Origin of the sequence: Flavobacterium cheongpyeongense (assembly GCF_003202435.1) — a bacterium.
Classification (GTDB): Bacteria; Bacteroidota; Bacteroidia; order Flavobacteriales; family Flavobacteriaceae; genus Flavobacterium; species Flavobacterium cheongpyeongense.
In genome coordinates this window covers 351,889-366,893 of the sequence record NZ_QJHK01000003.1, presented here as the reverse complement: position 1 = coordinate 366,893, position 15,005 = coordinate 351,889, and the positions used below count along the sequence as shown (strand labels likewise).

Genomic DNA, 15,005 nt, shown 5'->3' with positions numbered 1-15,005 from the left:
TTATGCCGCAACTTTTGTGTCAAACTTGCAAAGTATAATAGAGAAGCAATGCGAATCGTATCTGAAAATTAAAAATAAAATTAGAAAGCATGATTACCAAATTAACAGAACATTGAGTATTGGAAGCATGAAAAATAAAATAGTGGTTTTATTACTTACAGAGCAACCCAAAGTAGTGCTTTTAGAATTACAAAATTTATTTCAAAGGCATCTTGAACCTATTAGGATGAATAGAAATTATGAACGTAAAAAATCAAAAATAAGACAATCTGGAAAATACAAATCTATAACTAATTATAAAAGAGCAATATAAGCCTTAACTTAATGACATTGGGCTGCAACCCTTTCGCAAAGAATATCTTCTTATTGACACATGAGTGCGTGAGGGACTACTTCACTTTAACTTTTATTTTCATCGGAGTTCAGTGAACTGCGTTTGGAATACGCTACCGAAGTAGCATAGAAAGCTCGACCGTATTTGCAAAAGGCGTACATAAGCGACACTAAATGGAGTGTCTATTGCAATACGTCACGCCCAGATATAAAAAAACAAAACCCACTCGAATTGAATGGGTTCCTGTATTGTTTTTTATGAAATATTATTTTCTGCTTCTGATTTTTCTGGCCAAAAGTGTATTTTGAAGTAACATTGCAATAGTCATTGGTCCTACTCCTCCCGGAACAGGTGTGATAAAAGATGCTTTTTTGCTTACTTCGTCAAAATCAACATCGCCTTTGATCACATAACCTTTTGCGTTTGAGGCATCGTCTACACGCGTAATTCCAACGTCAATGATTACAACTCCGTCTTTTACCATATCGCCTTTTAAAAATTCAGGAACTCCTAAAGCTGTAATGATAATATCAGCATTTTTAGTGAACTCTTCTAAATTTTTAGTTCGGCTATGTGTTAAGGTTACGGTTGAATCCCCGGGATTTCCTTTACGGCTCATTAAGATGCTCATAGGACGGCCTACAATGTGGCTTCTTCCAATTACAACTGTGTGTTTTCCGGCAGTTTCAACTTTATAACGCTCTAATAATTGCATGATCCCGAAAGGAGTTGCAGGAATAAATGTTTCCATTTCTAAAGCCATTCTCCCAAAGTTTGTCGGATGAAAACCATCAACATCTTTATCTGGATCGATTGCTAAAAGAATCTTTTCCTCATCAATATGCTTTGGCAATGGTAACTGAACAATATAACCGTCCAGGTTTTCATCTTCATTTAATTCTTTAATTTTTGCTAATAAATCTGCTTCGGTAATATCTTCAGGCAAAGCAACCAAAGTAGAATCAAAACCAATCTGCTGGCATGATTTTACTTTACTTCCCACGTAAGTTAAACTTGCTCCGTTATTTCCAACTAATACTGCTGCTAAATGAGGTACTTTTCCTCCTGCTGCTTTTATGGATTGAACTTCGGCTGCAATTTCGTTTTTAATGTCTTCAGCTGTTTTTTTACCGTCTAGTATTTGCATTTTCTTTAGTTTCAGGTTTAAAGTTTCAGGTTTCACATCAAAGCAAAATCCTATTTATTTTTATAAAAAAAGTTTCAAATTCCAGTCTCAACAACTTAAAACCTGAAACTTGAAACTTTTAATTTTATTATCTCGGCATTCCGCCTGGCATACCTTTCATACCACCCATCATTTTCATCAGGTTTTTTCCGCCTGGTCCCTGCATCATCTTCATCATTTTGCTCATTTGATCGAACTGCTTCATTAATTGATTAACCTGTTCAACCTTAGTTCCGGAACCTTTAGCGATTCTGGCTTTTCTTTTTACATCAATAATAGCAGGTTTGCTTCTTTCTCGTGGAGTCATTGAATAAATAATTGCTTCAATATGCTTGAAAGCATCATCTTCGATTTCAACATCTTTCATGGCTTTTGAAGCCCCTGGTATCATTCCGACCAGGTCTTTCATGTTACCCATTTTTTTTACCTGCTGAATCTGGGTTAAGAAATCATCAAAACCAAATTCGTTTTTAGCAATTTTCTTTTGAAGTTTTCTGGCTTCTTCTTCATCAAATTGTTCCTGTGCTCTCTCTACAAGCGACACAACGTCACCCATACCTAAGATACGCTCAGCCATACGCTCCGGATAGAAAACATCAATGGCTTCCATTTTTTCTCCGGTACCAACAAATTTAATTGGTTTGTTTACAATTGATTTGATCGAAAGCGCAGCTCCACCACGGGTATCACCGTCTAATTTGGTTAAAATAACACCATCAAAGTTCAGGATATCGTTGAAAGCTTTTGCCGTGTTTACAGCATCCTGTCCTGTCATAGAATCGACGACAAACAAGGTTTCCTGAGGCTGAATTGCTTTGTGAACTCGTGCAATTTCATCCATCATTTCCTGGTCTACGGCTAAACGTCCGGCTGTATCAACAATAACAACATTGAAACCGTTTGCTTTGGCATGTTTGATTGCGTTTTGAGCAATCTCTACAGGATTTTTATTTTCAGGTTCTGAGTAAACCTCAACTCCTATTTGATCTCCAACTACATGTAACTGATTAATCGCCGCAGGGCGATAGATATCACATGCAACAAGAAGTGGTTTCTTATTTTTCTTTGTTTTTAAGAAATTAGCTAATTTTCCTGAGAAAGTCGTTTTACCAGACCCCTGAAGTCCTGACATTAAAATAACTGTCGGATTTCCGGAAAGATTAACCCCTGCAACATCACCACCCATCAATTCAGTAAGCTCGTCTTTTACTAACTTAACCAATAATTGCCCTGGCTGTAATGTTGTTAAAACATCCTGACCAATTGCTTTTTCTTTTACTTTGGTTGTAAAATCTTTAGCAATTTTAAAGTTAACATCGGCATCTAAAAGAGCACGACGAACTTCTTTTAAGGTATCGGCAACGTTTACTTCTGTAATTTTTCCGTGTCCTTTTAATATATGGAACGCTTTATCTAACTTATCACTTAAATTATCAAACATATCATTTTCTTTATTTGAAGTGCAAAGATAATCTAATTAGATATTTCAGGCAATTTTTATTTAGTTGCATTTAACCACAATGAACGCCATGTTTTACAAAATAACGCCATGTTTTTTGTTTCTTTTATAATCTTAGAATTGGAAATAAATAAAAGGCTGTGATCCTGCTATCGCTGTTGCATAAACGATCCAGTACACAAAACCCAGAATTATGGCTTTTATTAATAAAGGAGTTTTATCAAAAACCGATTTCATTCCGTTTGTAAAACGTTCCGGAAGAAAATGCCATACGTAACCAAACAACATTAATAAAAATACATTTTTATACCCTAAAGCAATGATTTGCCATTGTTGTGGTTCAAATGTTAGCTGACCAATATTATTGATTACCTGCAATGCCGTATCAAAATCTCTTGCCCGAAAGAAAATCCAGCAAAAAACTACGAAATGAAAAGTGATTGCTATTGAAAAAAATCTCCAGAGAAAGTTGATTTTTGTTTCTTTTTTGGAAGGAAAAAGTTCTATAAAAATTTTATGAACTGCCAAAGCCAATCCGTGTAAAGCTCCCCAAATAATAAATTGTGCCCCTGCTCCATGCCACAATCCGCCTAAAAGCATTGTGGTGAACAAATTCAAATTGGTTACTAAAGTTTGTTTTCTTTTGCCAGAAAGCAGGAAGGACAAACAAAAAAGCAATATGGAAACCGAAGCTACAATGAGTGGAATTATGCTGGTGTTGTAACTGGTAATTCCCCAAAGCAATATTCCGAAAAAGAATAAACTAGGAAATAAATATCCAACAAAAGAACCTTCCCGATTTCCTCCTATTGAAATATACAAAAAGTCTTTTAACCAGGTTGATAATGAAATATGCCATCTTCTCCAGAAATCTGTTATCGAAGTAGATTTATAAGGCGTTCTAAAGTTAACAGGTAATTTAAACCCTAACAATAAAGCAACACCAATCGCCATATCTGAATATCCTGAAAAGTCGCAATAAATCTGAATGGCATATCCGTAAGAGGCCATCAAATTTTCGAATGACGTGTAAGTCATTGGTGTATCGAAAACACGATCCACAAAATTTACTGAAATATAATTTGAGATTACCGTTTTCTTGATTAAACCTCCAATAATCAGAAACAGAGCATTGTTTACATCCTGTTTCGTAAGATTTAATTTTTGATAGATCTGCGGAAGAAAATCTTTTGCCCGCACAATTGGCCCTGCAACTAGTTGTGGGAAGAATGAAACGAAGAACAAATATTCGATATAGTTTTTTGTTGGCTTGATTTCTTCACGATAAATCTCAATTATATAACTCATCGACTGAAAAGTATAAAACGAAATTCCGACAGGAAGAAAAATATCATGAAACGCATAATGACCGTTGAACATATCATTATAGGTCCCGATCATAAAGTTCATGTATTTAAAATACCCCAGCAATCCTAAGTTCAGGATTACACTTATTACAAGATAAATCTTTTTGACACTGTCTTTCTTTTCTTTGTAAATAATCTGGCTCAGCCCGTAATCTACTACTGACGAAAGTAATAATAACAAAAAGTAAATTCCGCTTGATTTATAATAAAAGAAAAGCGAAAACAGTATAACGTATGTTAATCTTAAATAAAATGTTTTGCGTAAAAAACCATACACAAAATAAAAAACCAGAAATAACCCTAAGAATAATCCTGTATTAAATAATAGTTTTTCGTCTGGATTGTAAACAAACCAACCTTTAACCTGTTCCGTCGTAATTGCACCAAAATTTTCAATAAACCAATTATTGATGCGTTCTATTGTTATCAATGCTCTCTCTTAATTTTTATAATTATCGTACGCTTTTACTAAAGCTTTCGTAAACATTCTTCCTTGTTTTTCGTATCCTTTTTTCGAATAATGAACCCAATCCGAACCAATTAATCCTTGTTGTTTTAATTGTTTGATTCCGCTCATACCACCAAATTCATGATATAAATCCCAAACGGCAAAACCATCATTTTTTGCTATATCAATAATTTCTCTGGTGTAGGAAGCGATATAGGTATTTGGTTTTCTTCGTAGTAAAGAGGGTGGCGGTGTCATTATAATTATTGGTGCATCTATTTTCTGTGCTTTAATATTGCTAATGAACTCCCTTAACTGTTTAATATAATTTTCAGATTCCATTTTATCATAACTTTCATTTGTACCGAGAGAAAAAACAAGTAAATCCGGATGCAGGGATTTTAACTGCTCAAAGAACAAAGGATATTTGTTATAATCTGAATATTTTGCCCCGTTTACACCTATTCCGCTATAAATAATTCCGGGAGCATTTTTTTCTAAGATTAATCCGTTTAATCTATAATCCGAAGATTCTTTATTTGGAACAAGAAAAATTCGGCTTAATGAATTTTCAGAATTATAATAATGAGAAAAAGAATCTGATTCTAAATCTAAAGGCACAAACTCTGACATTGAAACTGTTTTTGGTCTTGTTTCATTTGTTAAAATCTTCAAAGTTCTTCCTGCGCGTATGGCATTCGATTTTAAATAATTTTGCCTTTTAATTTCAGCAATTGAGACCTTATATTTGTCTGCAATTGCACCCAAAACTTCGCCCTTTTTAATTTTATGTGTGATTACTTTTCGTTCTGTGGTCTGAATAGAATTGACTTTCGAAGAAACTGCCACATCAAACATATCTTGATTTTGAGGGGTAATAATCTTTATAATGTTAAATTTATAAGCAGGATCTTTTACATTCATTTCCAGTACAAATCCTCCTGAATCCCTCCAAAGTGCAATACCGCTTAATCCTACGGGATTATCCTTAAATGGAAGAATGTTTCGATAGCTTCCCCAGGCTCTGTTTGATTTAAAGCGTTCGTTGTAAGATCCGTTTGTTTTTGCAAGCTGATATGGAAAAACCAATCCGCGACCTGCATTTCCGTACTGGTCTTGCAAACGTTTTCTAATTTCATTGGTCATTAAATCACCCTGAATATGAGAGTCACCTATATGTACAATATTAATTTTATGCTTTTTTTGATTTTCGTTTTCCTTTAATTTCTTAAAAAAACTTTCTAACACATTTGCGTTGAAAATATGATCCTCAGAAAAAGAATCTATTTTGACGGTATCACCTTTTCGAATCATGCTTTTGAATGTTGGGACTGAGTCTGTTTTAGGTCTGTTTTCATTTGTAGAAAAAAAAAGAAAAAAAAAGAAAAAAATAAGTTTATTCATCATACGCTGTCATTTTTTACGGAGACAGAATCTGCGTTCGTTTTTTTGGATGTTCGTCGCTTACTTACATCCGCACTACGTTTTTCTCGCAGTACTTTATATTCTTCATAGCCTTTATTTAATTGACCGTAGAGCAGTTTACCTATTGCTTTTGCGCCACGTTGATTAAAATGTGTATAATCTTTATTCGCTTTTGCAGGAACTTCTTCTACCCATTTTACCATAGACCCGTCGCCTCCCATCAGGGTATATAAACTAACAAAACCTGATTCTGTATCCAGGGCATATTTTTTTTGAGCATTCATTAAAGGCACAACAGCCGAGTCAGTCTTCATTTCTAAATCGTACTTGGTTGATTTATCAGCTGTAGAAATAATGAGAATAGAAACTCCAGGAAAGGATTCTTTAATTTTATTTACCGTTTTAGTCATTCCTTTTTGGTACCATGAATAATTTTTGGTTCCATAATTCAATACGTTGGTTCCGTAATGCAGAATAATCAAATCATATTTCAGACTGTTGTGAAATGCCTGCATTACATTAGCATCAAACATCGAGATTGGGAGCCCTGAATTCCCTCTTTGAGAGAAGTTATCAACGTGAACACCAACCCCATTGTCAAAATTAAATCCGTAAATCGGAATTGAATCAGCCTGAATAAAGTTAGCTTTAAAAGATTTTATGCTTCCCGAAGTTACTTTTAAGCTGTTTACCAAATTGTTTGGAGAAAGGTTTTTTCTTAATGTATCTTTCCCGATAATAAAGTTGACGTTTCCTTTTTTAGAGGATCTTCCATAAAATAATGTTGGATTATCTAAAGACGTAGAATATTTATTCAATCCTGCTTCATACTGAACCCATGTTGCATTATTTTTTTCATTCGCAAAAAAAACGTGACCGTTTACACCAAAAGGGCTTATTGGTTTTTTTACATTTAAGTAGGATTGTATTTTCCAATTTTTAGAATATAGTGTTTTTACAGATCCCCTTGAAGCCGATGACTCTGAAATTATGGAAACAAAACCTACTCCGTTTCCTCCAAAACGTTCCTGATAACTGGCACGGACATCCTGTACTATTAAATCTCCGTCGGTCATCGAATCTCCATAATAAGCAATCCTTACTTTGTTCTGAGGATTTTTTTCTAACTGATACAATTTTTCATAAAAAGAAATCAGGTATTGATACCCTTTGTAGTCGTCAAAAGTTTCTGCGGGAAATTCAATTCCTTCATTGTCCTCAAAAACAATTTTCTGTTTACCCAGTTTTGCTTCGTTTGTACCCGCACTATCTGCATCTAAAGATAAAGAATCATTGGCAACCGACTCTAAGAGCAAGCTGTCAATGAGTACACTTTTTGAATCCAGTTTACTATCCGAAAATAGCTTATTTGGTAAAATTTGTTTAAATCCTATGAAAGCTACAAAAGCCAATGCTACAATTGCAAAAGACTGAAAGAAATAAGATTTTGTATTCACTTAATAACTATAAATTTGAGATTGGGACAACAAAAACAGGGCTGTCCAAAATTCGTGTTAATTCCTTATAAAAAAATAAGGTGCAAAGATAGAACTAAACATTCATTTTTAATTCACTTTAACAATAAAGAAATAAAAAAAGAGATTAGAAAAATCTAACCTCTTTCAAAAAAAAAATAAAAAAAACCAAGTTATTAACTAATTAAGACGTTAAATGTGTTTTATCTGAAAATAAATTTCCCAGATTTGACTTCATTATTGTCTGATAAGATTTTATAGAAATAAATTCCTTTTGGGTAATTGAAGGTAGGTATCAGTGATCTTAATTTTATGTTCATAAATTGACTATTTAACATGAATTATCAGTGATCTTAATTTTATATCCATAAATTGACTATTTAACATGAAATAATTATTTTCATCTGGTTCAAAGTTTTATTTTAGATTTCTATTTATCAAAAAAACTTAAAATGAAATTTACAACACAATAAAAGAAACAAACTTATTCATGCTAAAATTAATTATTGATTAAAAAATAACCTCGAATAATAATATCCGAGGTTATTAATTAGTATTATTTTTTATTTCAAAATAGCGTATTGAAATGTTGGATGTCCTCTTTCTAGGTTAACTAATGCTCCACCTGTAAATTTCAATTTATAAACATTCCCCGCTGGATCTTTTACAACAAAGAAACGATCTGTTTTAAGAACAAACTGTGAAACTGTCGTTCCACCTACAGTAGCACTAGTCGCTCTCCAGTTTGATCCAATATTTCTCTGGTCTGCAGTAAATTTAGTATTATCAACACTTGCTAATGTAAAATTATCATACGTAACAGCATCTGAAACAAGAACCTGATATGCTTTTGCTCCACCTTTTAAATTACTCACAACAAAATCTGGATAGAAATATGGAGTCGCTGTAGCACCAGGAATGATATTTGTGAAAGTTGTGAAATTGATATCCCACTGCGCTTTTTGAGGTTCAACACTTACAGTTTTTTTGTCCAGTAAACTAAAGAAAGTAAAGTTGTAAGCTGTATTTTTACTTACTACAACTTCCTCATGAGTTGTTGCGGCAATATCAGCATATTGAACTTTATAATCATTTCCACTTTTTAAAACTCTAATTTTTTTCCATCCTCTTGCTCCTCCTCCAACTGAACCTTCTTTCCCTAAAACAGGATCTGTTGTGGCTGTAGCGTTTCCTAAATATATTAAATATACCTTATTGTTATCATCTGTCGCTGAAACTTCTGCAATCGCAGTTTTTAAGATGTCGCCTGTTGGGTCATCAATTTGAGTCGCAACGCCACTTCCTTGAGAAATAATCATAGAATTATCTTCAACCTGAACTTCATCAATATTAGTAGTTGACAATTCTTTAGCAGCCATATTTATAGAACTGTTTAATACAACTCTAAATTCTGTTCCAGAATAGAACCCTAAGTCCCAAGAAGATCTTACTGCGTATGTCATCATTCCGCTGCTCAAATCAACATAAACTTGATTTGGCTCTAATGGGCCACCAACTTCAGGGGACAAAGAACTTCCTAAAGAAGCAGTCTCATTAAAACTAACCTGAATAGATTTATTTTCACTAACTGTAGTAATTGTATTACCAATCATTACACTTGTTATAGTGAAAACAACATTTTTTACTTGTCCTTCAACAGCATCAATCAGTTTGTTAAAAGTAAAAGATACAGATGAAACATTTTTTGCAAAAGGAATTACAACTGTATTTGCTGTTATTGCAGGCGAAGTAGTAAAATCTGTACCATTGGCTACAGCAGTTTCAGTAACAGTTAATGTTAATGATCCAGCTGAAGCTGTTGGAGAAGCAAATTTAATTTCGATTGGAGTTGTTACTGCAGTAAGATTTAGAGATGTTGCTGCAAATGCAACTGCATTTTCCTGAACTACATTATCATCGCTATTACAAGCTCCAAAAGCAAGTAATACAAAAGAAAGAATTAAGATAAAGTTTTTTTTCATGGGATTTATTAATTAAGATTTAAATTATATGTGAGTTTAAGAAAATAAGAACGCCCGTAACCTAATAATAGATCAGTGTTTCCAGCTGCATGTGCACCTCCAGTCGAATCTGTTCCGCCGTTTTGAACCGATTGAACATTTGTAATATCAAATAGATTTCTAGCTCCGAATGTAACTTCAAATTGATTCTTGAAAAACAACCTGCGGACAGAAGCATCCATCCAACTATATGGCTGGATTTGATTTAAAAAGAATTTAGCTTTTCCATCTGTATCTGTTCCGGCAACAAATTGTTGTTGCTGTCCATTGTATTTGTAATAAAGAGCAAACAAAGTATTCCATTTTGGAATGTTATAAGAAATACTAGAATTTAATTGGAAGGAATATAAAAATTTATCATCAGAAGTTAGGTTCAATGCTGCCAAATCTAGTTTCCTGGAAATTCCAACAACAGCCACTCCTACTTTTATATTCAAGTTTTTATAAGAATATTGTTCAGCCGTAGAAACATTCCACATCTTATACTTATTAATATTTACATATCTATAGTTCAAACTAGGAACTGTGTGTGTCAAAACCATATCAATTCTATCATCTACGTCCAAGAAAGTCACTGCAAAATTATTTGCGAGCTGAGCACCTGAATCAAAATAACAAGATCTCTTAAAACTTACTTCGTAAGATGTACTATTTTCCGGCACCAAATTAGGATTCCCTTGTATATTATGATTAGTATCAACCATATATGTATAAAGTTCATCAAAATTTGGAATCCGGTAAGATTTCCCTAAAGAACCTCTTACCTCTAATCCTTTTTTGAAAAGATATCTTAACCCTAAAGAACTAGCGTATTGATCTTCAAAAGCAGATTGTATTGAATAACGAAGTCCTGGACGAATTGAAAATTTATCTGATAAATTAATCTCAGCAACTGTAAAAATATCATAGTTTTCAAGTCTTTTTCTAACCTCTACCTGCTGCAAATTATCGTCAAAAAAAGTTCCGGCAGAACCACCATAAAACCCATTTTCGTTTGTGATTTCATATCCTAACTGAAAATCAACTTTTTTACTATTAAAGAAATTACTTAAAGTTCCGGTTGAATACAATACCTCCTTAGATTGATATGTTTCTCTCACATTACCAAATTCTTGCTTAGTTTCTATTTGATAATTAAATTTTTCAACATCACGTTCCTGCTTTTGATGTGAAACTGAAACATTAAAATTTAACTTAGAAAAAAGCTTTCCATTTGCATTTAAATGATGATAAAAACGATTAGTTAAATATCTTTTATCTCTCGCAAAGTAAGTTTCCGGAAATGGATAATTATCCTGTGGATTTAAGATTGGGTCATAATAATCAACATTCTCCCCATAATAATCAAATTTGTAAAAAACTCTAAAATTATCTTTTTGATATCCTATAAGGGCATTTCCAACCAACTGTTCTTTTGGTAGCCAGCTGTATCCACGTAAACCATTATTTATACCGTAATCCTTCCCTTCTTTATTGTCATAAAAACCTGCAAAATCATTGCGATTTCCTCCTATATTTACAAACCAATTTTTATTAAAGTTATTGGCAACTTTTGCTGACTGGATGTGACGCCCTTTGTCAAAAAAGGCAAACTCATTTCCAACAGTTTCTTCCTGAACGGTAGCGCTGATCTGCCATTTATAACCACCACCTTTTTTAGTAATAATATTTAAAATTCCACTTACAGCATTTGCTCCATGGGTTACTCCCATTGAACCTTCGATAATTTCGATTCTTTCTATATCATCCAAGTTAACCTGCGTCAAATCAACGTTAGTTCCCATACCAGTATCACTTACTAATGGTATATTGTCAACCAAAATCTTAAAATACTGTGAATCTAATCCAAACATAGAAACAGTCGAACGTCCATCACTTCCACTATTTTGAATCGTAATATTTAAATACTGATTTAAAACATCAGATAGATTATTTGCTGCTAACTGCTTGATATCCTCTTTTGAAATTACACGTACATTAAATACAGATCTTTTTATGGACTGTGGCCCTAATTGTCCTGTCACAACAACCTCAGATAATTTTTCCTGCGATACAATAGTATCTTTTTGCTGAGCAAAAGAATAAGTAGAAAAAAGGAAAGCAGCAAAAAAGGTAATTTTAATTTTCATTATTTTTATTGAGTCTTAATAACTTGTGCAAATATATAATTATTTTTATTTATTCTAAATAAATTTTATACATTTGTCAAAAAAATTTAAACCTATAATATTTAAGTTATGATTACAAAAAGCCTCTATTTTTCTGCCGCAATGGCTTTAGCTTGCAGTCTTGGTTTTAGTCAGGATAAAAAACAGCAAGACATTAAATCAATCAAATCGATGTGCGGATGTTATGAAGTGAAGTTTAATTTTACCGAAACTTTTCAATATCCTAAAGACTCTCTCAACTATAAACCCTCTCAGACTAAACATGAGTCGGCTCTGGAATGGGTAGAATTGGTAGAAGATACTCCAAACAAAATCGTAATGCAGCATTTACTAATTGTAAGCGACGATATGATTATCAAACACTGGAGACAAGACTGGCTTTACGAAAACACTGACTTATATTTATTCGACAAAAACACTTCCTGGAAATATAAAAAACTAGATAAAAAAACCGTAAAAGGGCAATGGACCCAAAAAGTATATCAGGTAGATGACAGCCCAAGATACGAAGGATCTGCCACCTGGGTTCATGTTGACGGACAAGACTATTGGGCAAACGTTACTGATGCTCCTTTACCTAGAAGAGAACACACAAAACGTAATGATTATAATGTCCTTAAAAGAAGAAACATTCATGAAATCACCTCAACGGGATGGAATCATGAACAGGATAATCAAAAACTTATAAGAGATGACAGCGGAAAAGATGTTTTGTTGGCCGAAGAAAAAGGAATGGATGTTTATACTAAAGTTCCGGATATTAAATGTCTTGCCGGTCAAAAATGGTGGAAAGAGAATAATGCGCTCTGGAAAAATGTGCGTGATAAATGGCAGACTCTTTTTGAAAGAAATAAAGACCTGAACTTAGAAGCTAAAGTTGACAAAAAGACATTATACTCTCTTTTGTTTGATCTGAAACCAAATGCAACAAAAGCAGAAACGGATGCGGTTATCGAAAAATTTGTAAAATAGAAGTTGTATTAGTTAGTTGTAAAAGAGCCGATAGTTTCAGAACTACCGGCTCTTTTTATTTGTTCAAATAATGACTCATAAAAACTTACATTCTCTCAGGAACTTCAATTCCTAATAAAGCAAAAGCAGATTTTATCACTTCAGCTACTTTTTGAGAAAGCTGCACTCTGAAAATCTTTTTAGTCAAATCAATTTCCCCTAAAATATGCACTGACTGGTAGAATGAGTTGTATTCTTTTACCAAATCATAGGTATAATTGGCAATCAAAGCGGGACTATGGTTTTGAGCCGCATTTTGAATTACTTCAGGGAATAGTTCGATTTGTTTTACTAGCTCTTTTTCTTTTTCGTGCAATTCTTCAACAATCGTTTTAACAGAAAAATCAAAATCGGCTTTACGGATAATGGATTGAATTCTGGCGTATGTATATTGAATAAACGGACCAGTATTTCCTGCAAAATCTACAGATTCTTCAGGGTTAAACAAAATACGTTTCTTTGGATCTACTTTTAAAATGTAATACTTTAAAGCTCCGAGTCCAATTGTTTTGTATAATTTGGCTTTTTCCTCGTCTGAATAACTATCCAGTTTTCCTAAATCTTCAGAAATTTGTTTGGCCGTATCGGTCATATCCTGCATCAGATCATCAGCATCTACTACAGTGCCTTCACGGCTTTTCATTTTTCCGGAAGGCAAATCAACCATTCCGTATGATAAATGATATAAGCTTGAAGCCCAGTCAAAGCCTAATTTTTTCAGAATTAGAAATAAGACTTTAAAATGATAATCCTGCTCGTTTCCAACGGTGTAAACCATTCCGCCAACATCCGGCATATCCTTTACTCGCTGAATCGCAGTCCCGATATCCTGTGTCATGTAAACCGCAGTTCCGTCAGAACGTAATACAATTTTACGGTCTAAACCTTCGTCTGTCAAATCTATCCAGACTGAACCATCAGGATCTTTTTCGAAAACACCTTTATCAAGCCCAACCTGAACCACATCTTTACCTAATAAATAGGTATTGCTTTCGTAGTAATATTTATCAAAATCAACTCCAAGATTCGTGTATGTTGCAGCAAAACCATCATAAACCCATTGGTTCATCATTTTCCAAAGCTCAATTACTTTTTCATCACCCGCTTCCCATTTCTTCAGCATTTCCTGCGCCTCTATAATAATTGGTGCCTGCTTTTTTGCTTCTTCTTCGGTTTTTCCAGTTTCTATCAATTGAGAAATTTCAGCTTTATACGCTTTATCAAACTCAACATAATATTTTCCAACTAATTTATCTCCTTTTAAATTGGAACTTTCCGGAGTTTCTCCATATCCAAATTTTTCCCAGGCAAGCATCGATTTGCAAATATGAATTCCGCGATCGTTGATGATTTGGGTTTTGTATACTTTTTTACCCGAAGCTTTAATAATTTCAGCAACAGAATACCCTAACAGATTGTTACGTACGTGACCTAAATGTAAAGGTTTATTGGTGTTTGGCGAAGAATATTCGACCATAATCGCTTTCTCTTCATGATTTGGCGTTACATATCCAAACTTCGAATTGTCTTTTATTTCATTAAAGAAATTCAAATAATAACGATCTGCAATTACAATATTAAGGAAACCGGAAACAACATTGAATCGTGCAACTTCACCCACATTTTCAACCAGATAATCTCCAATTTTATTTCCTAATTCAGCAGGATTGCTTTTAATCATTTTCAATAAAGGAAAAAGCACCATAGTAATATCGCCTTCAAACTCTTTTCGTGTAGTCTGAAATTCGATTTTATCAACAGTAATGTCAAATAATGCCTGAATGGCGCTTTGTATAGAAGGAGTAAGAATTTGTGATAATGACATGTAAACTTATTTTAAAGTGAGCAAATATACTGCTTATTCATCAATTAGAGAAAACGAAAAACATATTAAATATCAAAGAATAATTAGAAATTCTTAAAAACAGACTTGCTATAATTGTTAAAATTATCAAAAAACAAAAACACTAATCTCTTACAAAACAGAACATCTAAGAAAATATTAATTTTTTCTTGTTAATTTCTTGTAACAAATCGTTAGTAAAAATGTCTTACTAGCAAATTCGAAATACAATCTTCATCAATCAAATCAAAATAATCAATTAACAAAT

General features: G+C 33.3%; 10 protein-coding genes. 2 read left to right on the top strand and 8 right to left on the bottom strand.

All coding sequences use genetic code 11. From position 1 onward, the window contains the following. A partial coding sequence (locus tag DMB65_RS22375; RefSeq protein ID WP_230470612.1) for a hypothetical protein occupies positions 1-313 on the top strand: 313 nt, incomplete at its 5' end. A 286-nt stretch (positions 314-599) separates the two neighbouring features. Here DMB65_RS22375 and DMB65_RS05760 read toward each other — a convergent pair. From DMB65_RS05760 to DMB65_RS05730, 7 genes are all read right to left on the bottom strand, one after another. Beyond that, a complete protein-coding gene (locus DMB65_RS05760; protein ID WP_110305694.1) occupies positions 600-1,481 on the bottom strand; it encodes a bifunctional 5,10-methylenetetrahydrofolate dehydrogenase/5,10-methenyltetrahydrofolate cyclohydrolase in 882 nt (293 codons plus the stop codon). Between the two features lie 127 nt (positions 1,482-1,608). After that, positions 1,609-2,961, bottom strand: coding sequence for a signal recognition particle protein (ffh, locus tag DMB65_RS05755; protein WP_110305693.1), 1,353 nt, complete (start codon positions 2,959-2,961; stop codon positions 1,609-1,611). Positions 2,962-3,093: 132 nt separating this feature from the next. Continuing rightward, a complete protein-coding gene (locus DMB65_RS05750; protein WP_110305692.1) occupies positions 3,094-4,776 on the bottom strand; it encodes an MBOAT family O-acyltransferase in 1,683 nt (560 codons plus the stop codon). 9 nt (positions 4,777-4,785) lie between these two features. After that, positions 4,786-6,108, bottom strand: coding sequence for a GDSL-type esterase/lipase family protein (locus DMB65_RS05745; protein ID WP_230470611.1), 1,323 nt, complete (start codon positions 6,106-6,108; stop codon positions 4,786-4,788). Between the two features lie 89 nt (positions 6,109-6,197). Then, positions 6,198-7,676 (bottom strand): SGNH/GDSL hydrolase family protein, encoded by a 1,479-nt coding sequence (locus DMB65_RS05740; protein ID WP_110305690.1) that lies wholly within the window; start codon positions 7,674-7,676, stop codon positions 6,198-6,200. Between the two features lie 581 nt (positions 7,677-8,257). Next, positions 8,258-9,676, bottom strand: a complete 1,419-nt coding sequence (locus tag DMB65_RS05735; protein WP_110305689.1) for an HmuY family protein — start codon at positions 9,674-9,676, stop codon at positions 8,258-8,260. Positions 9,677-9,684: 8 nt separating this feature from the next. Continuing rightward, entirely contained in the window at positions 9,685-11,844 is a 2,160-nt protein-coding gene (locus DMB65_RS05730) for a TonB-dependent receptor plug domain-containing protein (protein WP_110305688.1), read from the bottom strand. A 108-nt stretch (positions 11,845-11,952) separates the two neighbouring features. On the opposite strand from DMB65_RS05730, the gene DMB65_RS05725 reads away from it, so the two are divergent. After that, entirely contained in the window at positions 11,953-12,855 is a 903-nt protein-coding gene (locus DMB65_RS05725; RefSeq protein ID WP_110305687.1) for a DUF6607 family protein, read from the top strand. A gap of 85 nt (positions 12,856-12,940) precedes the next feature. Here the strand turns inward: DMB65_RS05725 and argS are convergent, their stop codons facing one another. After that, positions 12,941-14,719: an arginine--tRNA ligase gene (gene argS / locus DMB65_RS05720; RefSeq protein ID WP_110305686.1), complete on the bottom strand. Its 1,779-nt coding sequence runs from the start codon at positions 14,717-14,719 to the stop codon at positions 12,941-12,943. Positions 14,720-15,005 lie beyond the last annotated feature (286 nt).

Coding starts and splice junctions, on each gene's coding strand:
- DMB65_RS05760 (WP_110305694.1), bottom strand. CDS start 1,481: ATGCAAATACTAGACGGTAAAAAAACAGCTGAAGACATTAAAAACGAA.
- ffh (WP_110305693.1), bottom strand. CDS start 2,961: ATGTTTGATAATTTAAGTGATAAGTTAGATAAAGCGTTCCATATATTA.
- DMB65_RS05745 (WP_230470611.1), bottom strand. CDS start 6,108: ATGATTCGAAAAGGTGATACCGTCAAAATAGATTCTTTTTCTGAGGAT.
- DMB65_RS05735 (WP_110305689.1), bottom strand. CDS start 9,676: ATGAAAAAAAACTTTATCTTAATTCTTTCTTTTGTATTACTTGCTTTT.
- DMB65_RS05730 (WP_110305688.1), bottom strand. CDS start 11,844: ATGAAAATTAAAATTACCTTTTTTGCTGCTTTCCTTTTTTCTACTTAT.
- DMB65_RS05725 (WP_110305687.1), top strand. CDS start 11,953: ATGATTACAAAAAGCCTCTATTTTTCTGCCGCAATGGCTTTAGCTTGC.
- argS (WP_110305686.1), bottom strand. CDS start 14,719: ATGTCATTATCACAAATTCTTACTCCTTCTATACAAAGCGCCATTCAG.